We start from the raw sequence: 20,143 nt of genomic DNA, 5'->3' as shown, positions 1-20,143 counted from the left end.
AAATAAAAAAGATTATCAAGTTGGAAGAAGCGAAAGTTTTGGGACATAAACATAGTTTAATCAAATTAATTACGGTTATATCATTATTCTTTGTTGGCAGTAGTACTGCTGTTTCTGCAGTCGCTAGCACAAGTGAAGTTGTTAGTGCCAGTGCAGTTACTAAAAAGCGCAACGCAATTGTTAAGCTTGCTAAAAAGCAGGTTGGTAAGAGTTACGTTTATGGTGCTACTGGTCCTTACTCGTTTGATTGCTCCGGCTTGGTTCAATATGTTTTTCATAAGGCTGGTAAAGTAACTTTGCCAAGAACGACTTACTCACAAGTTACATTGGGCAAGAATGTTTCTTTAAATAAACTCAAGAAGGGCGATTTGCTTTTCTGGGGTTCACCTTCTGCGCCATATCACGTTGGGATTTGCGTCGGCAATAATAAATTTGTCCATGCAGCAACTCCCGATCAAGGCGTTATCGAACAAACGATTAGTACCTACTTCTATCCATCAGCAGCTAAACGAGTTCTTAATTAAGTTAAAGCTGTAATGTCTTTTTAACATAACAATTAAATTTTACTGAGCTTTTTCGGAAAAAATATTTTCTGAAAGGGCTTTTTTACATACTGGTATCTGTTTTGTAACATTTATGTAACATAGCACGAGTAAAATTTACAATGTAATGATAGAAGTATAACGATAATGGTTGATTGGTCTTCAACGATTTAGTGTAAATGGGAGAATTTGATTTTGAAAATTAAGAGTAATATAGCTAAATTCACTACAGCTGCAGCTCTTGCTATTACTGGCATTGCGGTTGTCAATGCTGGTAATGCAAATTCGATGACATCAAATGTTGCAGCTGCGACTAATAAAGTTACGGTTAATTATATTCCAGGATATGGAGTTAATATCTGGAATAGTTACGAAAATCCAACTTTCACTGGTCAAAGAGTTCAACATGGCACTGTTGTCAATGTAATTGACAGTGAAACAGATGCTAAAGGCAATGTTTGGTATGAAATTGGTCCTGATCAATGGATTCAAGCAAAATACACGGTAAAAGGCAGTGTAGCTGCTAAGCACGTTACAACTTCTACTAAGCAAGCTAAGAAAGTTGTTAAATTAGCTAAGGCAGAAGTTGGTAAGGCTTATGTTTGGGGTGGCACCAGTCCAAGTGGTTTTGATTGCTCTGGCTTAGTTCAGTATGTTTACAATCAAGCTATTGGCAAGGATTTAACGCGCACAACTTATACTCAAGTTAAGCAAGGTAAGGAAGTTTCAATGCAAGATTTGAAGCCTGGCGATTTGCTTTTTTGGGGTTCAGCTGATGCACCATACCATGTAGGAATTTATGTTGGTAATAATCAGTTCATTCATGCGGCAACACCAGAGCAGGGTGTTATTAAAGCAACTCTTAGTTCATACTTCTATCCATCAGTTGCTAAGCGGGTTCTTAATTAAAAGCTAAAATAAAATGAGGCATTTAGAAAATTCTTTCTAGGTGCTTTTTTGTATTCTTAAATGCCATGACTTGATTAAAAATTCCAGTCGATTAAAATAAAGTTATAGGTCGAATTATAGTCACTTTTCGCTACCAAAAAAGGAGAGCCAATGTTAATGAAACGTAATTTTTTGAAAATGGGGCTAGCGGCGGCTTTAACCTTAACAGGAATTGCTACTATTGCTCCGCAAAAGGCAGTTAACGCGGCAACATTAAAGGAACCAATTAAACAGGTTCAGATTAATTATTTACCCGGTAAGAGTATTAAAATATGGACGAATTATGAGGGCGGTCAACTCATTAATTTTCGTGCAAAAAATGCCAGCAAGTGGAACGTTGCTGACACCGCGGTCGATAAAAAAGGTAAATTATGGTATAAAGTTGGCGTTGATGAGTGGATCGAAGCGCGCTATACCGTAGAAGTAACGGCTAACGCTGCAGCTGCAGCAACTTCTAAACCACAAGTACAGGTTCCAGTCAAAAAGCCGAAGAAGACTAAACCAGCTAAAGCACCAACACCAGCGGTTAGTAAACCGGTTGAGAGTAAGCCTGCTAATAATACCGTGACGACAGTTGCCAATACAGTGGTCGGCGGTAATGTTAGTCAGCGAGCTAAGGCAGTCGTCAATTTAGCTGAAAGTCAAGTTGGTAAAAGTTATGTTTGGGGTGGCGATGGTCCCGACAGCTTTGATTGCTCTGGCTTAGTGCAGTATATTTACAATCAAGTTGGCGGCGTTAGTCTGCCACGAGTTACAACGGATCAGGTTAAGGTGGGCACGACAGTTGATATGAGTCAATTGCAGCCGGGCGATTTGCTCTTTTGGGGGTCGACGGACGCACCTTACCACGTGGCAATTTATGTTGGTGATAATCAATATGTTAGTGCCGCAACTCCTGAGCAGGGCGTAGTTTTACAAACTCTTAGCTCATACTTTTACCCGTGTGTGGCTAAACGAGTTTTATAATAGAATATTTAATTAAAAAACAGTTAGATGATGTAAAAATCACCTAACTGTTTTTTATGTGTAATTATTTAAATAATATATTTCTGAAATTGAGCCTGCTTTTCTGGAGCTAGGCGAACGCAAACGTGAATGCCATCAGATTGATATTGCTCGTCCATTACTTGAGCATGTTCGTGCAAGTAGGCTAATTCTTTGCCATCAGTTAAAGGGAGCAATAGATTCAGTTGTTCATAGTTGGCAAAGATACGCTTAGTAATCAGTTGCGCCAGCATTTTAATTGAGGCTGGGTCAGTTGCTGCATATAAAATGTCGCTGCCTTCAATCTGAGGGTAATTACGCTCGGTCTTGTCCGCCTTGTTATAGGCAGTAATCATTGGGATGTCTTTGATGCCAATTTCTGCTAGTACATTTTGCGTGGTGCGAATCATTTGAATCATGTTCGGGTCAGCAGCGTCAACAACATTAATCAGCAGGTCAGCATCTTTTGCTTCTTGTAAAGTTGCCTTGAATGATTCCACCAAGTTGTGAGGCAACTTAGAAATAAAACCAACGGTATCAGATAAGATGAAGCTAAAATTGTTCCCCAGTTCAATTCGGCGAACACTAGTATCCAGCGTCGCAAACAGCATATTTTTGACAAAAACCTGCTTGTTACTGTTTTCAGTGCTGAACTCTTGCAATAAGCCATTCATTGTTGTTGACTTGCCCGCGTTGGTGTAGCCCACCAGAGCAACCTTGGGGATATGATTTTGATTGCGGCGCTTGGCCTTGATTTCTTCTTGTCCAACGATAGCCTTCAGCTCTTTTTTAATCGCAGAAATTTGCTTGCCAATTGTTCTGCGGTTCATTTCTAACTTGGACTCACCTGCACCACGATTGGCAAAGCCACCGCCAGTTGAGCCACCATTACCGCGCTGCTGGTCAAGGCTATTTTCTGAAGGGTGCAATCGGGGCAATTCGTATTGCAGTCGTGCTAATTGCACCTGTAATTTGGCTTGTTTAGAGCGGGCACGACTAGCAAAAATTTCGAGAATTAATTCTGTTCGGTCAATTACTCGTAATTTGGTTAATTTTTCTAAATTACGAATTTGTACTGGTGATAGTTCGTCATTAATAATTAATACTTTTGCTTTTAGACCGCGAGCCATATCTTTAATTTCGTTGATTTTGCCAAGGCCAAAGTAGGTTCCGGCAACAACTTGGACGGCGTTTTGATGTGATTGGCCAACGACTTCCATATTATTAGCTGCGGTTAAATTGGCTAGTTCAGTCATGTAGTAGTCGAAGTTAGGATCATTTAAATTGACGCCTGCAAGGTAGGCCTTGATTTTTTTGGGTGTGTTATCGATCATTTGCTGTTCTTTCTAATGTAATCATTTTAATGGTAAGTAATTAGTTTAATTGTAGTACAAAAATTGCTTCCTGCGAAAGAAGTTAATTTAGACTTTTGCTAGTTTAAGCTGGTTTAGTCAATTAGTTGCACCAAAAATAATTAATTGGTGTGACTTATCGAATAGGGTACTTCATGTTTGAATGATTAAGGAAGCGATTACTTAGAAAGGAGCACTCATGTTAGAGAAGCTGAAAAAAGAAGTCTATGAAGCCAATATGCAATTACCCAAGCTTGACCTAGTAACGTTTACTTGGGGGAATGTTTCGGGAATTGATCGTGACAGCGGCTTATTTGTTATTAAGCCTTCTGGTGTAGCGTATGAGCAATTGAAGCCAGAAGATATGGTCGTAGTTAATCTTAAGGGTGAAGTAGTAGAGGGCAAGTTGAATCCTTCTAGTGATACACCAACACATACGGTTTTGTATAATGCGTTTTCTAAAATTGGTGGGATTGTTCATACTCATTCGCCTTGGGCTGTATCGTTTGCGGCTGCCAAAATGGATATTCCAGCGATGAATACAACTCATGCCGATACATTTTACAATGCAATTCCTGCAGCTGATGCTTTAACTCAAAAAGAGATTGAAGAAGACTACGAGGGCAACACTGGCAAGGTAATTGTCCGGACGTTTAAAGAACGCAATTTAGATTACGAAGCAACTCCGGGATCACTTGTTAGTCAGCACGGACCGTTTTGTTGGGGAACAACACCTCAAAAGGCGGTTTACAACGCAAAGGTCTTGGAAGTTGTAGCTGAAGAAGACTATCACACGTTGCAATTAACTAGAGCTAATAGTGAGTTACCACAATATTTACTGGATAAACACTATTATCGCAAGCACGGTAAGAATGCTTATTACGGTCAAGATAATGCACAGTCAATGACGCATGCAAAACGGTCCTAGTTTTGCTAGTCAATTAGTTGCACTAAAATTGGTTGCTTGGCGTTACTTATAAAGCGCTTTTATAAATGGTTAAATATTTGGTGTAAGAAGACAAATGGGAGGTGAATAAATGGAGTTATTAAGTCCAAAGCTGGTTTTTGCACAAGTTAAGGCTAATTCTGCTGATGAAGTTATTCACTATTTAGCAACTCAGCTTAAAGATAACGGTAAAGTAAAAGATACTTTTGAACAGGCTGTAAAAGAGCGTGAGCAAATTCATCCAACAGGGTTACCTAGTGGAAAAATCGCGGTGGCAATTCCGCACACCGATGTCCAGTATGTTAATGAAGCTGCAATAACTTTTGCGACATTAGCTCATCCGGTTGAATTTCATAACATGGCTGTAACTGACCAACTGTTAGAAGTTCAAATTGTCGTTATGTTAGCTTTGAAGGATCCACATGGTCAAGTGGAAATGTTACAAAAATTAATGGCTTTATTTCAGAATCAAGAGTTATTGACTCGCTTACAAAAAATTACTGATAGCAAGCAGCTCTATGATGCTGTGATTAAGCATATTTAATAAATATTATTTGGGAGGAATTATTTATGAAACCGATTATTGATTTCATCATGTATATTGTTGGCTTAGGACCAACTGTGCTAATTCCAATTATCATGCTAATCTTTGGCCTGTGCGTGCGTGTACCTTTTACTAAGGCACTGCGTGGCGGTTTAATGGTTGGTATTGGTTTTATTGGGTTAAATGCCACTGTTTCAATTTTAACTGATGTAATGAATCCAGCTATTAAGAACATGATTCAAGTTATGCACCTGAACTTACAAGTTATTGATGTTGGCTGGCCGTCAGCTTCCGCAATTGCTTATGGTACTGCAGTTGGTGTAAGTATGATTCCATTGGGAATTGCAATTAACATCTTAATGCTAGTAACCAAGACTACTTCAACAATTGATGTTGATATTTGGGACTTTTGGCACTTCGCCTTCAGTGGTTCACTTGTTTATGCTCTGACTAAGGATATTGTTTTGAGTTTATTCTTAGCTAGTGTCAACATGATTGTGATCATGGTAACTGCTGATAGAACAGCGCCGTTATCTGAAAAATACTTGGGCTTGCCGGGAATTTCAATTCCTCATGGATATGCAGGTTCATTTGTTCCAATTGCCATTGTCTTTAACTGGATTATTGATAAAATTCCAGGCATTAACAAGATTCACATGGATGCTAAGGACTTCAATAAGAAGTTCGGTTCATGGGGTGAACCAACATTGTTGGGATTTGCCATTGGGATTATTATTGGTATCTTAGCTTATGGCTTCATTCCAGGCATGACGGTTGCAACTAAGTTAGGTAAGATTATGTTAATGGGTGTTACTTTGTCAGCTGTGATGATTATCACCCCTAAGATGGCAGCGCTGCTTTTACAAGGTGTTGTTCCTGTTTCAAATGCCATTCAAGCATTTACACAGAAGAAGTTCTCTGGTAAGAGAAAGATTTACATTGGGATGGATACTGCTGTTGGTATTGGTAGCCCTGTAGTATTAGCTTGTGCTACCTTAATGATTCCAGTAGCTTTACTGTTTGCCTTTATTTTGCCAGGTAACCAATTCTTACCAACTATTGGTTTGGTTGGCTTTGTCTTCATGTTCCCATTAATTGTTTCAATAACTCACGGAGATTTCTTTAGATCATTTATTATTGGTGCAGTCAACGTTGTTATCGGTTTATGGATTGGGACTAATTTAGCACCATTAGTTACTAAATGTGCTAGAGCCGCTCACTTTGCTTTGCCAAAGGGCTCATCGATGATTTCAAGTATTGACTATGGTTCTAACCCATATCCTTGGTTAATTGTTCAAGTAGCTCCATTTAAGATTGCTGCTTATGTAATTGGAATTATTTTGATTGTTGGCTTATGTTGGTGGAATAGAAAGAAAATTGTTGCCGAAGAAGGTCAATTAGCAGCAAGTAAAAGTAAAAAATAAACTTTAATTTAAAGGAGAATATATTATGAAAAAGATTTTGGTTGCCTGTGGTGCAGGAGTAGTTACTAGTACTAGTGCAATGAACAAGTTGCAAGAAGAACTAACTAATCGTGGAATTGATAGTGATAAATATACTTTGGGCCAATCTTCAGTTGCTCAGGTTGAATCACTCGCAAATGATTACGACTTGGTAATCACAACGACACAATATGATAATGATGCAATTAAGATTCCAGTAATCAATGGTTTACCATTATTAACTAATATTGGCGTTGATGCTGTAATTGACGAAATTATTGATAAGTTGGATCTTAATTAAGCCTGTAAAGGATATTTTGGCTAAAGAGAATATCGCTGTAATTGAAGGGTGATTGGTGTGACGAGGAATGGTTCTGTTAAATTAACAAATGCTAACAAATTATTAGAGTATTTGGCAAAAGCACCTGATTTTATTAGTTTGAAAGAAATAATGGAAACTTTTAATATTTCACGTAGAACAGCTTTTAACTGGCTAAGTTCAATCAATCAGGAATTACAAAAAAATAATTTAGCAGAAATTGTTAATATCCCACGCTATGGCTATAAAATGACCGATCAAACCAAAAAGGCAATAATCAGGCATGATAATAGATTGCAAGTTGTGCCTAAGGCGGCAAGGACAGTTGTTAGTGCGCAAGACCGGCAAACGATTATTGTTCTTTATTTAATCGGTAGTGGCAAAAACGTTTCAATTAACGAATTAGCTGATCAGTTTGCTTGTTCACGCAATACGATTATCAAGGATTTTAAACTAATTAAGTCTCGTTTTCCGTTATTAACAATTGCTAGCTCGCGAACTGGCCATCAAATTGTCAGTAGTGAAGTCGCTATTAGATTGACTGTTTATGAGTTACTACTTCATCATAATAAATTGGCGTTTAACTTTATTAAAAAGTTGAATTATTCAGTAACGGCGACAAGAAAGTTGGTTGTTCAGGCGCAACAAAAGCTGCAGATGAGTTTCTCCGAAAATTCTATTCAGCAATTAACTTATTGGCTAATGTTTAGTAAGTGGCGCATTAGTCATCACCACCATCTTCAAGATAATGATGATTATTATTCATGGATTGCTGCCAATACTAAAGGTGTGCTGACTACATGTTCAGATCTACTTTTAAAATTAACTAATCAGGACTGTTTAAAGGGTGAAGTCACTTTTCTTAGTAAAATAATACTTTGTTCACAGGCAACTGAAGTTACTTGTGTAAAACCAAGTTTATATCGTGATCTTGCCAATATTGCACAAGAAATAATTTTTCGTTATGAACAGCTAACAGAACAACAAATTTCGTATAAGTTGTTTACTAAAGTGTTGTGTAATCATCTCTATGCCACCTTTTTTAGGGTCAAGTTTGGGATTCCCTTTTCTTCAAATGAGGTTGATGAAATTAAGCGGCAATATCCAGAGCTGATTAAATTCACGGCGGTTGCATGTGCGCCACTTGAACAATATCTACAAAAGAAATTGCCAACTGAAGAAGTAGCATTAATTTGTTTATATTTTGGTTCAATTAGTAGCAAAGGTTATCAAGATTTTTCAAATGGAGATAAGCTCAAGCGGGCATCTTTAGCAGAAGTACTAGTTGTATGTTCAAGCGGCATCGGGACTTCGGCTATGCTCTATCATGAACTTAGTCGCCTGTACCCGTTAATTAAATTTTCACCACCACTTGAAATTCGCGATTTAGAGCAAATTTTTGCCAACACATATCAGGCACGGTTAATTGTCAGCACTGCGCCACTTAATGCAGTTGCTTATCCGATACCAATTGTTAATGTCAAAGCAGTTTTGACTAAGCATGATCAGAGCATTATTGAAAGCTTTTTGCGTGAGAAAGTTCCTCGTAAGATTGAACATAATGCGAGTGCAGTCGATAATTTAGTATCAATTATTAATGAATATGCGGATGTTAAAGATGAAAGTGGCTTAAGATTAAGTCTAGATAAATTCATTTTCCCTGAAAATAATAAGAGTAGCCATAGCGACTTACCTAATTTAGGCAATTTGTTACCAGCGAAGCGAATAAAATTTATCCATAATAGAGATAATTTGTCTTGGCAGCAAGTTTTACAGGTTGGTTGTGATTTACTTGAACAAGATGGAGTAGTTGACCAGTTATATTTCCAAAAAATTAGTGACCTAATTAATAAGTATGGCCCGTATATGTTAATCAGTAGCAATATCTTTTTGGCTCATGCTGCTCCAAGCAGTAGTAGTAAAGCAGTTGGCTTATCCCTAGTTTTATTAGATCATCCACTTGTAATTCAGGCTCATGGTCAAAAAGTCACTATAATTTGCATGTTTGTTTTATCGCCTGGCGTGCAGCGAGAACATGAACGAGCACTAGAGCAGTTAGTTGATATTATCAGAAGTGAAAAGAACGTCAACAAATTGCTAAAAGCTAAGACTTCACAGGAGGTGCGCAAGTTCTTACTATCATTTAACTAAATATTGAAAGAATACGTATGCTTTAAAGTATGCGTATTTTAGCTTACTTGCTGTAAAATATATTCAATATTTAAAATAGAGGAATTACAAATGAAACTCTTATTGATCAGCGACAGTATCGTTGCGCGCAAAGAAGGATTGAAAGAGCCGCGATTAAACGCAACACTAAAAAAGTTACACCAGAATCTTGAACTTAATAATACGGCGGTTTCTGGGGTTAATTCAGGAGTACTTTGGGTAGCAGGGATATTGTTTTTAGGAAATTTAATTGTTAAATAGATAGAGTAGATAGGGTAACAAGATGGCTAATCAATTAGGGCAAGCGCTAAAAATGGCGCGGCAAGCAAAGAAGATGACACAAAAAGAAACAGCGGAGAATATTTGCGCGCAATCAATGCTATCGGCAATTGAAAATGGTAAGTATGTTCCTAATGCTAAGCTGCTAATTGAGCTTTGCCAGCGATTGGGAATAGAACTAAACACAATTAGCTTGGCGAGTAATTTTGCGATTAGTAGCCAGCCCTCGCTTAACGCAAAATTGGACAAGTTGTGCAATCTACATGATTATGAGCAACTTCGCGGTTTTCTTTTAAAAAAGTCGACAATTAATCAACTGCAAACAGCTGCAGAAGAACAAGCATATTACTATTATTTGGCAATAACTGATTTTCAAATCGATCATAATTTAACTGCAGCAAAGCAAAATCTCAAGCTTGCCTTAGCTTGTAACGAAACAAAATCTTTAACTTCGGTATTAATGCGATTGACGTTAATTTCGTTAAGTTTGGTTAATTTGGAACAAGGTCAAAAGAAAGAGTCGGAGCAACTACTAGCTAAGGCTTTGGCCGACATTAACCAAATTAATTATTCTGAAAATCTTAATGTGCTGTTTTATCTGGCAGCTTTAATTAATTATCAAGCTGGTAAAATTCGTGCGGCAGTAGATTGGCTGGATCAAGGAGTTACGTACATTACCGAGCATAATTCACATTACATGTTGGCTAATTGCTACTTTTTACTTGCTAAGATTGCACAGAAGACTGGTCAGGAAGATCAGGCATTAGAAAATGAGCACAAAAGTCGCTTTTTAAGTGAATTATTTACTGAAAAAATCTTTGATCAGATTTAATATCAGTATTCTGATTATCTTTAAATTTTCTTTTTTCATAAACTAGGACTATAAATTCAAGGAGGTTCTAAGATGGAACAGAAAATTTTTACAAATGTTAGGTTAGTTAATCAAACTCAGGAACAGGTACAACGGTTTTTATTACAACCACAGTCAATATTAAAGTGGGTACCAGAAATTAGGATTACGGAGCAATCAAGTGACCAATTTGTGATTGAGCGGACAACTGAAGCCCCTAATAAACGCGAGCAAATAAAGATAATTAGCGATAATGATCAGGTGACTTATGTTAGTACCCAAGGTAAGATTGCATATCGAGTTGAATTTCAATTTAGTAAACAGAGTGGTAAGACATTAATTGCAGAAAGCCTTTATTTAGCCGATCAAGTTGCAGGAAAATTACCATTAAAATTATTAAAGCCAATTGCTAAGCATGCATTTAATCTTAATTTAAATAATCTTGCGCAGGTTTTAGAAGCGCAAAGTTAAATGATCAAAAAGCAGTTATTCATTATTGAGTAACTGCTTTTATTTTGTACTTGGCAAAGACCAAATAAAGTGTATAATTTATCTTCATAAGGTACCTAACTAAATTGAGAATACATGAAAGGACTTGGAATAAATGGCACAAAATTTAAGTTACCAGACTGATAATCAGGTGCAAAAGAATCGCTGGTTGATTTTAGTAGCAGTAGGACTGTTTACCTTTATGTCAACTTTGGATGGGACGATCGTTAATATTGCGCTGCCCGTAATTAGCAATGATTTGCACATTTCAATGAGCCAATCAGAATGGGTTGTTTCTCTTTATCTAATTGTTGTCTGCAGCTTTATTCTTTTCTTTGGTAAGTTGAGTGACTTGCAGGGTAAAATTAAGATTTTTAGATTAGGGGCGGTGTTTTTCATCGCTGGCTCGTTAATGTCTGGTTTTAAAGTCAATTTACTCTTTTTACTAATTGCGCGAGCAGTGCAGGCATTTGGGGCAGCCATGACAATGGCGACCAATAATGGGATTATCACAGAAATTTTCCCACATTCTGAGCGAGGAAAGGCTTTGGGAACGATTGGCTCTTTTGTAGCCTTGGGTTCAATTGCTGGACCTGGTCTTGGTGGAGTAATTTTATCTCATTTATCATGGTCATATATTTTTTGGCTAAATGTTCCAGTTGGTCTGATCGCCGCTATTATTGGTGCCATCTATTTGCCTAAAGATATTACTTTTACTAAGGCACCGCTTGATAAGACAGGTTCATTTGCTTTTGCTTTAGGGATGGTGACTTTGTTTGGCGGAATTTTTCTGGGACAGCAGCTTGGCTTCACTGCAGCGCCGGTTTTAGTGATGTTAATCGTCGGGATACTTAGCTTTTGCTGGTTTGTTTATACAGAAAATCGCGCGGTTAATCCATTATTGCAGTTTAGTTTGTTTAAAAATCCAGACTTTTCGGTTAGTTTGTTATGTGCGTTGCTGATTTTTATTACTAATTTCTTCTTTAATGTGGTGACGCCATTTTATTTGGAAAATGCACGGCATTTAGCGCCAAGTCAAACCGGCTACATTTTAATGATTTTACCGCTTGTGCAATTGTTTGCGGCGCCAGTTGCAGGGACGATTTCTGATAAAATCAGTCCGAAGTTAATTACTTTTATCGGTTTATTACTGCTACTGGTAAGTCAAATCGGTTACTATCTGTGCAATTTAACGTCACCGCTTTGGCTTTTTATTGTTAGCATTGCCATCATGGGTCTTGGCAGCGGAATTTTTAGTTCACCGAATAACTCGCTGGTTATGAGTTCTGTTGAGCAAAAAGACTTAGGTGTTGCTGGCAGTATTAACTCACTTTCTCGTAACTTGGGAATGGTAATTGGAATTTCTAGTGCTACGACTATTTTGTTTGCGGCGATGAGTGTGAAGAAAGGCTCGCGAGTAACAGGTTACTTACCTAAGCAGCCAGAGATTTTTATTTATGGGATGCACGTTGTCTTTTTAATTTCTATTATTATTTGTTTAATTACGGTTATTTTAAGTGGCTGGCGATTACTCAAAAAAGATTAATATAAAACGGCAGAAATATGGCTTTATATGTTAAACTTAAAAATAAAAGTTTAATTATTGAAGGGAATAAATATATGAGGATGTTATTGATGAGTCATGGTCAAATGGCTCAAGCAGCTTTAGGCAGTGCAGAATTGATTATGGGTAAGCTTGATAATGTAAAGGCAATTGGTCTTAATCCCGATCAAGGTCCCGAGGATTTGCAAAAAGAGGCCGAGGAATTTTTAGATCAAGGTACTGATAAGGAAACTGTCGTAGCAGTCGATGTATTGGGTGGTACACCATCTAATGTTGTTATCCGCCTGTTTGCTAAGTACCCTAATATTCAAGTAATTAGCGGTATCAACTTACCCTTAATTATTGAATTTGCTAACCAATCAATGATGGGCCAGGGACTGAATAAGCCGCAGCTAATTGCAATGGCTAAAGATGGCATTGTTGATGTTAATGCAAGATTGAAATAATTGTGCAATAGAAAAAAGGCTTGGGTAGACTAGTATCTACTTGAGCCCTTTTTCTATGTTAACTAATCTTGAAAACCAATCATTAGACCGCCAGATTCAATATAGAAACCACAGAGTCCCTTGACTGAGCGAATTGTAATCTTAGTTTTAGGGTATTGGCTGAGAATCTTTTCTTTGAGTGTAATTGCGTCTTTGGCGTTATGAAAATGGTCGATGATTACTTCATCGCCATGAAAACCTCGCTCTTCCATTCGTGAAACGACATCTTTTAAGGCGCGCTTCATGCCACGGATTTTTGCAAGTGGTTCTAGTTTACCTTCAATGCTGGCTTGAGCAACAATGTTAATTTTTAGCATTTGAGCAACTTTAGCTATTGCAGGATTAATTCGGCCATTAAGTGATAAATTATGTAGTGATTGCAAAATTGCTAATAGGTGTGTGTGTGTTTGGAAATGTGCAATTTTTTGTTCAAAATCTACAAACCTAGTGTGGTGTCGTTCTAAACGTTGGATTTCGTGCAAAATTAGTGATAATTCTGGACCAGCTGATTTGGAATCAACAACAATCACTCGACTTTGGGGATGATTTTCTTCATAAATTTTTTTGGCTTGATAAGCTGATGAGTAACTACCACTCAATGCACTAGTTACAGTCAACAAGATGGCACGATTGCTGCCTTCAAGTGCTTTAAGCCAATCATCAATACTGGGACAAGCTGTTTTGCTAGCTTTAGTGTTGGCTGCCATACTTGCACTTAATTTATTTAAGTCTAGTGCTTCATCATCAATGAAATTATGCTGATTGACGGCAATTGTCAAAGGGACAATTTCAATGTTGTCAGTCTTGTTTGCTAATTCATTTGAGCTAGAATCTAAAATTAATTTTATTTTGTCCATCTATAATTCCTTATTAAAATAATATCAGTAAATTTATATTTTCTTTAGCAAAATATTACTACCTTATTCTACATAAATCTATATTTTTTGCAAAAAATATAGATTTTAAAATACGGCTAAGCTATTTATTTGAAAATTACAGATAAAAACTTGTTTTATTTGGTATACTTAATAATATAACCTCTCTATATAAATATAAAATTCAAAATTGAAGGAGAGGTTAAAATGCTAATTTTTCATGGGTAACTTTAGTTTGCTTAGCAATTTATGTTGCAATGCCCAGTTAGATGCTAGTGAAATTTTCATTTTACTTGAAGAATACGACCTTGGTGGTCGGACGTCAGGCTGGCAGCGTTGGAGTCATAAACAACAATATTGACATACAGGTTTTACTGGAATCTCAATCGCTGTTGACCGAGAAAGGAAAACGGGTTTTGTGTGCTTAACTAATTGAATTTATCCGACCTGAGAAAATAAGTGCTTTGTTAAAACGCGACGCAGAATGTTGATCGCTTTTTTCGGTCAAGAGAGAATGGGACAAATGACCAAAATTACTAAAATTACGCAAAAAATTATTAGTTTACCTCTAAAAACACCGTTTACGACCGCGCGGCATACAGTTACGGCAGCGCAAGCTGTTCAAGTTGAAATTACGCTCGCTAATGGCTTAGTCGGTGTTGGTACAGGAACACCAAATGAAGTAGTTACTGGCGATACACTGGCTAGCTGTCAAGCAGTTTTGACAGATGTGCTAATTCCTAGCCTGATTGGCTGCGAATTTGAAGCATGGGAAAAGTTACTGGTAACGCTTAAGAATGCGATTCAAGGCAATCAGCCAGCCAAGGCTGCACTAGAATTTGCCTTGTATGATTTGCGCTGCCAAACTTACCATACGACGTTAGTAAATTTACTTGGTGGTCAGACTGCTGCTGTTACAACAGACATGACACTGGGCATTAAGCGGCTTGAGCAGATGGTTCAGGAAGCCAAGGAGTTTGTTCAGCAGGGGTTTACTACCTTAAAGATTAAGGTTGGCTCTAACGGGATTACCAATGACATTAACTTAATCAAGACAATTAGTGAAGCCGTTGGCCCCGAGATAAAGTTACGACTTGATGCCAATCAAGGCTGGAGCCGGATGGAAGCTGTTCAAGCATTGCGAGCATTAACTGCCGCAAATTTACCAGTCGAATTTATTGAACAGCCACTGGCTGCTGGTGATATTGCTGGACTAAAAGAATTAACGCAGCTACATATTTTGCCAATCATGGCAGATGAAAGTGCATTTTCTTATGCTGATGTGATTGCTTTATGTAAAGAACATGCGGTTGACTACGTTAACATCAAGTTGATGAAGACGGGTGGTTTGTCTGAAGCAGAAAAGATTAATGACCTGTGTGCAGCTTCTGGAATTGGCTGCATGATTGGTTGTATGATTGAGCCAACCAATAGCATTCAGGCGGCAATTGCCTTTGCTGGTGCTCAAGAAAATGTAAAATTTGCGGATTTAGATTCGGTTTATATGACTAAGGAAGTTCCTGCGGGATTAGAGCTTGCGGGTCCAGAATTACGGGTAAAATAATTATGACTAATTTTGAACAAGAACTAGCAAGCTTAAAGCATGACGTTAATTTTCAGCTATATTTACGTAGCTCGTGGGGCTTAGAGTATGAAATCAATACAGACCAAATGTGGGCAACTGCTAGCTTAATTAAATTGGGAATTGCGGCATATGGCCAACAATTATTTCTTAAGCAACCTCATCTTTTGGAACAGAAAGTTACGTTGCAGCCAGAGGATATTGTTCCCGGTGGTACTTTAAGCTTAGTGTCGCCGCGGGTATATACGATTAAAGACTTGTTGCAACTAATGCTGATTCAGTCGGACAATACAGCGACTAATGCACTGCTAACGACATGGGGAATGAAGACCATTAATGATTGGCTCAAGGCAAATTATCCTAATGTGTTATTGCAGCGCCGCTTAATGTCGCCACCAACAAACGGTGAGAATTTGGCCAATGCAAAGAGTCTGGGACAATTACTTGCCGCCATATTTAAGTATAATGATGAATATGCGCAAGCAGCACAGGCAAGTATGCATGGACAAATGTTCTATGATCGGCTGGTTTGGCCAGTTGCAATGGGTGAATATAGTCAAATTAAGTCTTACAATAAGACGGGTGACTTGCTTAATTATGCTCACGATGCGGCACGACTAGAGTTAGGCGATTCATGGCTTGAATGTGTGGTAATGACCAAGTTTAGTCCTAATGAAAAGACACATGCTGTTCAATTTATGCAAAATGTGGGTCGCTTGCTTTGTCAAATGTTAACGGAGCAAAATCCGATTTAGCACATTAATTTAAATAATCAAAAAGACAGATTTCTAACTAGGAATCTGTCTTTTTTTGGTTGAAAAACACTTAGACTATCTAACTAATTTTACTTTTTTGGCGAATTTCCGACTAATTTTTTTGAAAAAATTTCTTTGTCTAGCTTACTAACTTTTTGAAAGCAGTTCATTAGTGATAAAGACTATACGCTAACCGTTTTTATAGCACGGCAAATAACAGCGCTCTCACTGCCAGTAAGGCAAAGTGGTGTGAGCAGTTAAATTGACGCTCCTAAATCAGCGTGTTTATAATTGCTCCCTGTTATGCTTATTAATTTTCAAAATATTTAGTTAATTACGAAAGGAATTTTCATATGGGACAAGGTACACACTCATCTGTGCACAAAACTTGGCGCGATAATAGATGGCTGATTGGCCTGTCTGTTGTTATTGCCGGAATTGCTGTTGCCATGGCGCAAAACAAGGTTTCGCCGGTAATGAATATGATCATTACGCAATTCCACACCAGTGCGTCTGTTGCTGGTTGGATTAGTTCGAGCTTTTCATTGATTGCTGTCTTGCTGTCAATGACTGCTGCTAACCTTGCTGACTCAATCGGAATTCGCAAGGTCGGTATCTTCGCTTTGATTATTACGGTTGTCGGTGGCCTACTTGGCATGTTTTCAACTAATATTTGGTTCATGCTCTTAACGCGGGTTATTGAGGGAACCGGTGTTGGTATTATTGCTGTTATTGGACCGGTGCTGATTACTCAATGGTTTAATTCTAAAAACGGCTTGAGTATCATTATGGCAATTTGGACTTCTTGGATGACAATTTCACAAGTAATCATCTTCTTCACGGCGTCACCAATTACCAGTAGCTTTTCATGGCAAGGTATGTGGGGCTTAGCAATTGCCTTCTTAATTGTTGGCTTTATTGCTTTCTTACTGTTTGTTCATCAACCACAAGAGATTGTGGAAGAACACGAGAACCGTAAGGATAATCGTTCAACTGCCCGTAAGGTGCTTGATTCAATTAACATCAAGACCCAATTTAAGGCAATCAAGGCGGCAGGAAAGTCATCAGCCTTCATCGGGATTGCTGCTTTCTTCTTTGCTCTTTGCTCATTTACATTTGTTTCTTGGATTCAGTCAGTTTGGGTACAAAATGTGCCTGGACTTTCTCGTGGTCAAATCAATACGATGCTCAGCAGCATGTACTTCCTGGAGATTTTCTTCACGATTCTTGCTGGGGTTGTTTTGGACAAGATTAAATCAGAAAACGGTAAAAAGATTTTTGGAATGAGTTGTGCTGTTTTATACGGTGTTATTGGTTTAGCTGCCTTTAACTTTATCCATACAACAGCATTAGCTTGGTCCATCATCATCATTTTCCCGATTTTTGATGGGTCAATTCCAACCACAATCTATTCGCTTGCACCAATGTCTGTTAAGAAAGCACCGCTATCAGCTAATGCGATCGGTATTATGAATATCGGCCTTAACGCTGGTACCTTCTTTGCAGCACCACTTGCTGGTTCAATTATGAACATGGGTTCAAGTATGGTCGGCGTGATGTTTATTGTTTCCGCAATCTTAGTTGCTTTAGCATTTGGCTTTGTAACTTTGTACGAAGGTAAATAAACTTATTATTATTTTTTAGGAAAGGAAGTTAACTATGTTAACGACAAATTACGCATTACCTGGTTATTTAAATTTGGTCTTTATGCAAGCCGGTGCTCGGACTCCTGTTTCTGGTTATGTTTCAGAAGCTTCAATGAACGAATGGCTTCGCTTCAAGACTGATAGTCAAAAGGTAGAAGTTAAGGAATACTTGGCAAGTAAATCTGCTACTGAAATTGCAGAAATGCAAATTCAAGACAACTTGGACCAATTATTTGAGTACATGGACAGAGCCACAATCTCTTATGCTGGTTACCAAATGTTAATCACTCCTGAAACCTACACTCACGGCTTTAGTCCAGTTGCTCACGATTACCCATTGCACGAAAACGACAAGTTTATGAAGCAATTGCAAGATAAGTGTGCGACCTTGGGTGTTTGGCTAGTTGTTGGTGCTTACTACCAATTTGAAGGTGACGACGAAGCAAGAAACGTTGCCATTACGATCAACGATGAGGGGAAAGTAGTTAACATTTACGCTAAAGCTCACCCGTGGAACCCAGCTGAACCAACTCACCCAGGAATGGGCGAAGGCTTAATGCCATTTGACGGTCCAGAAGGTTCTAAGATTTCAACAATTATTTGTGCCGATGGTGACTACCACGAAATGTGGGATATTCCACGGCAGAATGGTGCTAACTTGGTTATTCGGATTTCTGCTTACATGGATCCATACCAAGAAGGAACAATGATTACCAACCATGAAGCTGCTTACCACAATAACTTCTACGTTGCCTACACTAACTTAGCTGGCCGTGATGATGGTTACCAATGGTTTGGTCACTCAGGTCTTTACGCACCAGGTGGTGCATTGTTGCAACATTCAGATTCTAAGAATGCTGAAATGTTCATGGCAACCTTCAACCCACGTGAATCTAGTTACTTACAAAACTCATCAATGATGGGTGACTTGGGTTACTTGAATGATCACCGTGGTGGTGCTAATCCAAACGCTGGTGACCATGATTACATTGGTTTTAAAGGCTTAGATAGCAGAAAGGACTAATAAGATGGCAGAATACGTTGTTGCACAATACGATGCACATTACTTTGCACAAAGTTACCGCGAAATGCTTGAAAACAGCAAGCGCGGCATGATTAACTTTTTCCCAATTACTAAAGATGAATTAGTTAAGGAAGCTGCAAACATTGATTTACGATTATCTAATTACAAGTCAGTTAAATTAGGTCAAATTATCAGTGAGTTTGATGGTCATGATTACCCATCAGCAACTGCTTTAACTCAAGCTTATGTCCGCTGGACAGGCTTGGGCAAGACCAACTTTGACTTAGAAGCAAAATAAATTTTTCTTACATATATACACAATTTTCCTAACATAAACACACTTAAAAAAGCTCCGTAATTTAAATCTGAATTGCGAAGCTTTTTACTTTTATAAAAATTATTTAACGTTTAGCATGCCTTCCTTAGCATGAACCAAGTTGGTAATGCAGGCGCAATATGGTGTGGCGACGCCGTATTTTTGTCCCTTACGCCAAACAGCACCATTAATGTAGTCAATTTCTGTTGGGCGGTGGTTGACTACCAAGTCCTGATACATTGATGGGTAGTGGTCCATTGTCCATGTGCTTTCAACGTGTTCAACTACTTCCTTGCGGTCAAGGTAGATGCCCTCGCGTTCAGCAACATCAGCAAACTCATCAACAATGGTACGGGTGATTGCGTCAGCATTCTTAGCGTGACCAAAATCAACGGTTGTTCCTTCTAACAATGCACAAACGGAGTTGACTACGCCATTGACGCAAGCCTTACGCCAAATTGAGTACAGCACGTTTTCACTATAAACAGAATCAATCTTGGACTCATTAAAGACATCAACGACTTTTTGGACTTCTTGTTGACCACTGGAACTTAGACACTGTAATTCTGTTTGTCCGTTGCCGTCAAACTTGGTCTCACCGGGAGCGGGCATACTTGCGGCATTCATGGTGACACCCATAATGATATGATCTTTAGCCACGTATTTTTCAAGTACTTCCTCATGTCCTAAGCCGTTGAGCAGGCAAAGGATATAAGTGTTGCCTCCGATTACTGGTTTAATGCTGGTGAGCATTGAGTCTAGAGCCATTGACTTGGTGAAAACAATGATGAGGTCAGCATTGGTGATTTTTGGAGCAACTTCATCTTGTTTATAAATTGGCATCTTAGCGCTCAAAGTTTGTCCATTTACATCTGCTTTAACCCCGTTTTCTCTGACGGCCGCAATGTTCTTGTCCCAGCCGTCAATTAGAGTAACATCATTACCACCACGCTTGAGCAGCAAGCCAAATCTCAGGCCCATTGCACCAGAACCGGCAATCACAATCTTCATAATATAATTCCTCCACAAAAA

21 protein-coding genes are annotated in these 20,143 nt (G+C 38.3%); 18 read left to right on the top strand and 3 right to left on the bottom strand.

Annotated features, from left to right (window positions below; all coding sequences use genetic code 11):
* Nucleotides 1-38 precede the first annotated feature (38 nt).
* From PT287_RS01505 to PT287_RS01495, 3 genes are all read left to right on the top strand, one after another.
* Complete coding sequence (locus tag PT287_RS01505) at nucleotides 39-524, top strand: C40 family peptidase (RefSeq protein WP_277132454.1); 486 nt, start codon at nucleotides 39-41, stop codon at nucleotides 522-524.
* Between the two features lie 213 nt (nucleotides 525-737).
* Entirely contained in the window at nucleotides 738-1,451 is a 714-nt protein-coding gene (locus tag PT287_RS01500; RefSeq protein WP_277132035.1) for a C40 family peptidase, read from the top strand.
* Between the two features lie 156 nt (nucleotides 1,452-1,607).
* Nucleotides 1,608-2,456 carry a C40 family peptidase gene (locus tag PT287_RS01495; RefSeq protein WP_277132034.1) on the top strand — a complete coding sequence of 283 codons (849 nt, stop codon included), beginning with the start codon at nucleotides 1,608-1,610 and terminating at the stop codon, nucleotides 2,454-2,456.
* A 68-nt stretch (nucleotides 2,457-2,524) separates the two neighbouring features.
* Here the strand turns inward: PT287_RS01495 and hflX are convergent, their stop codons facing one another.
* Entirely contained in the window at nucleotides 2,525-3,808 is a 1,284-nt protein-coding gene (hflX, locus tag PT287_RS01490; protein ID WP_277132033.1) for a GTPase HflX, read from the bottom strand.
* 217 nt (nucleotides 3,809-4,025) lie between these two features.
* Between hflX and PT287_RS01485 the strand changes: the two genes are divergently transcribed.
* The 10 genes from PT287_RS01485 to PT287_RS01440 all read left to right on the top strand — a co-directional run bounded on the left by PT287_RS01485 (nucleotide 4,026) and on the right by PT287_RS01440 (nucleotide 12,874).
* A complete protein-coding gene (locus PT287_RS01485) occupies nucleotides 4,026-4,754 on the top strand; it encodes an L-ribulose-5-phosphate 4-epimerase (protein ID WP_277132032.1) in 729 nt (242 codons plus the stop codon).
* A 109-nt stretch (nucleotides 4,755-4,863) separates the two neighbouring features.
* Nucleotides 4,864-5,316, top strand: a complete 453-nt coding sequence (locus tag PT287_RS01480; protein ID WP_277132031.1) for a PTS sugar transporter subunit IIA — start codon at nucleotides 4,864-4,866, stop codon at nucleotides 5,314-5,316.
* Between the two features lie 26 nt (nucleotides 5,317-5,342).
* Entirely contained in the window at nucleotides 5,343-6,740 is a 1,398-nt protein-coding gene (locus PT287_RS01475) for a PTS transporter subunit IIC (protein WP_277132030.1), read from the top strand.
* Between the two features lie 25 nt (nucleotides 6,741-6,765).
* Nucleotides 6,766-7,059 carry a PTS sugar transporter subunit IIB gene (locus PT287_RS01470; protein ID WP_277132029.1) on the top strand — a complete coding sequence of 98 codons (294 nt, stop codon included), beginning with the start codon at nucleotides 6,766-6,768 and terminating at the stop codon, nucleotides 7,057-7,059.
* A 48-nt stretch (nucleotides 7,060-7,107) separates the two neighbouring features.
* The gene (locus PT287_RS01465; RefSeq protein ID WP_348635264.1) at nucleotides 7,108-9,228 is read left to right on the top strand and encodes a PTS sugar transporter subunit IIA; all 2,121 of its coding nucleotides are present in this window, start codon (nucleotides 7,108-7,110) and stop codon (nucleotides 9,226-9,228) included.
* Between the two features lie 90 nt (nucleotides 9,229-9,318).
* Entirely contained in the window at nucleotides 9,319-9,507 is a 189-nt protein-coding gene (locus PT287_RS01460; protein ID WP_277132027.1) for a hypothetical protein, read from the top strand.
* Between the two features lie 22 nt (nucleotides 9,508-9,529).
* The gene (locus PT287_RS01455) at nucleotides 9,530-10,357 is read left to right on the top strand and encodes a helix-turn-helix transcriptional regulator (protein ID WP_277132026.1); all 828 of its coding nucleotides are present in this window, start codon (nucleotides 9,530-9,532) and stop codon (nucleotides 10,355-10,357) included.
* A gap of 72 nt (nucleotides 10,358-10,429) precedes the next feature.
* Nucleotides 10,430-10,846, top strand: coding sequence for an SRPBCC family protein (locus tag PT287_RS01450; RefSeq protein ID WP_277132024.1), 417 nt, complete (start codon nucleotides 10,430-10,432; stop codon nucleotides 10,844-10,846).
* 133 nt (nucleotides 10,847-10,979) lie between these two features.
* Complete coding sequence (locus tag PT287_RS01445) at nucleotides 10,980-12,410, top strand: MFS transporter (RefSeq protein ID WP_277132023.1); 1,431 nt, start codon at nucleotides 10,980-10,982, stop codon at nucleotides 12,408-12,410.
* Between the two features lie 89 nt (nucleotides 12,411-12,499).
* Nucleotides 12,500-12,874 carry a PTS sugar transporter subunit IIA gene (locus PT287_RS01440; RefSeq protein WP_277132021.1) on the top strand — a complete coding sequence of 125 codons (375 nt, stop codon included), beginning with the start codon at nucleotides 12,500-12,502 and terminating at the stop codon, nucleotides 12,872-12,874.
* Nucleotides 12,875-12,936: 62 nt separating this feature from the next.
* Here PT287_RS01440 and PT287_RS01435 read toward each other — a convergent pair whose 3' ends face one another.
* The gene (locus tag PT287_RS01435; RefSeq protein WP_277132020.1) at nucleotides 12,937-13,770 is read right to left on the bottom strand and encodes a DegV family protein; all 834 of its coding nucleotides are present in this window, start codon (nucleotides 13,768-13,770) and stop codon (nucleotides 12,937-12,939) included.
* 541 nt (nucleotides 13,771-14,311) lie between these two features.
* Here PT287_RS01435 and PT287_RS01430 point away from each other — a divergent pair.
* The 5 genes from PT287_RS01430 to PT287_RS01410 all read left to right on the top strand — a co-directional run bounded on the left by PT287_RS01430 (nucleotide 14,312) and on the right by PT287_RS01410 (nucleotide 19,093).
* Nucleotides 14,312-15,352, top strand: coding sequence for a dipeptide epimerase (locus tag PT287_RS01430; RefSeq protein WP_277132018.1), 1,041 nt, complete (start codon nucleotides 14,312-14,314; stop codon nucleotides 15,350-15,352).
* A gap of 2 nt (nucleotides 15,353-15,354) precedes the next feature.
* Nucleotides 15,355-16,125, top strand: a complete 771-nt coding sequence (locus tag PT287_RS01425; protein WP_277132016.1) for a serine hydrolase — start codon at nucleotides 15,355-15,357, stop codon at nucleotides 16,123-16,125.
* A 353-nt stretch (nucleotides 16,126-16,478) separates the two neighbouring features.
* A complete protein-coding gene (locus PT287_RS01420; protein WP_277132014.1) occupies nucleotides 16,479-17,750 on the top strand; it encodes an MFS transporter in 1,272 nt (423 codons plus the stop codon).
* Nucleotides 17,751-17,784: 34 nt separating this feature from the next.
* Nucleotides 17,785-18,795 carry a nitrilase-related carbon-nitrogen hydrolase gene (locus PT287_RS01415; protein ID WP_277132013.1) on the top strand — a complete coding sequence of 337 codons (1,011 nt, stop codon included), beginning with the start codon at nucleotides 17,785-17,787 and terminating at the stop codon, nucleotides 18,793-18,795.
* 4 nt (nucleotides 18,796-18,799) lie between these two features.
* Nucleotides 18,800-19,093, top strand: coding sequence for a hypothetical protein (locus PT287_RS01410; RefSeq protein WP_277132011.1), 294 nt, complete (start codon nucleotides 18,800-18,802; stop codon nucleotides 19,091-19,093).
* Between the two features lie 99 nt (nucleotides 19,094-19,192).
* On the opposite strand, the gene PT287_RS01405 is transcribed toward PT287_RS01410, so the two are convergent.
* Nucleotides 19,193-20,122 carry a 2-dehydropantoate 2-reductase gene (locus PT287_RS01405; RefSeq protein WP_277132009.1) on the bottom strand — a complete coding sequence of 310 codons (930 nt, stop codon included), beginning with the start codon at nucleotides 20,120-20,122 and terminating at the stop codon, nucleotides 19,193-19,195.
* Between the last annotated feature and the right edge of the window lie 21 nt (nucleotides 20,123-20,143).

The organism is Lactobacillus sp. ESL0679 (genome assembly GCF_029433515.1).
GTDB lineage: Bacteria > Bacillota > Bacilli > Lactobacillales > Lactobacillaceae > Lactobacillus.
This window is presented reverse-complemented; position numbering and strand designations above follow the sequence as displayed.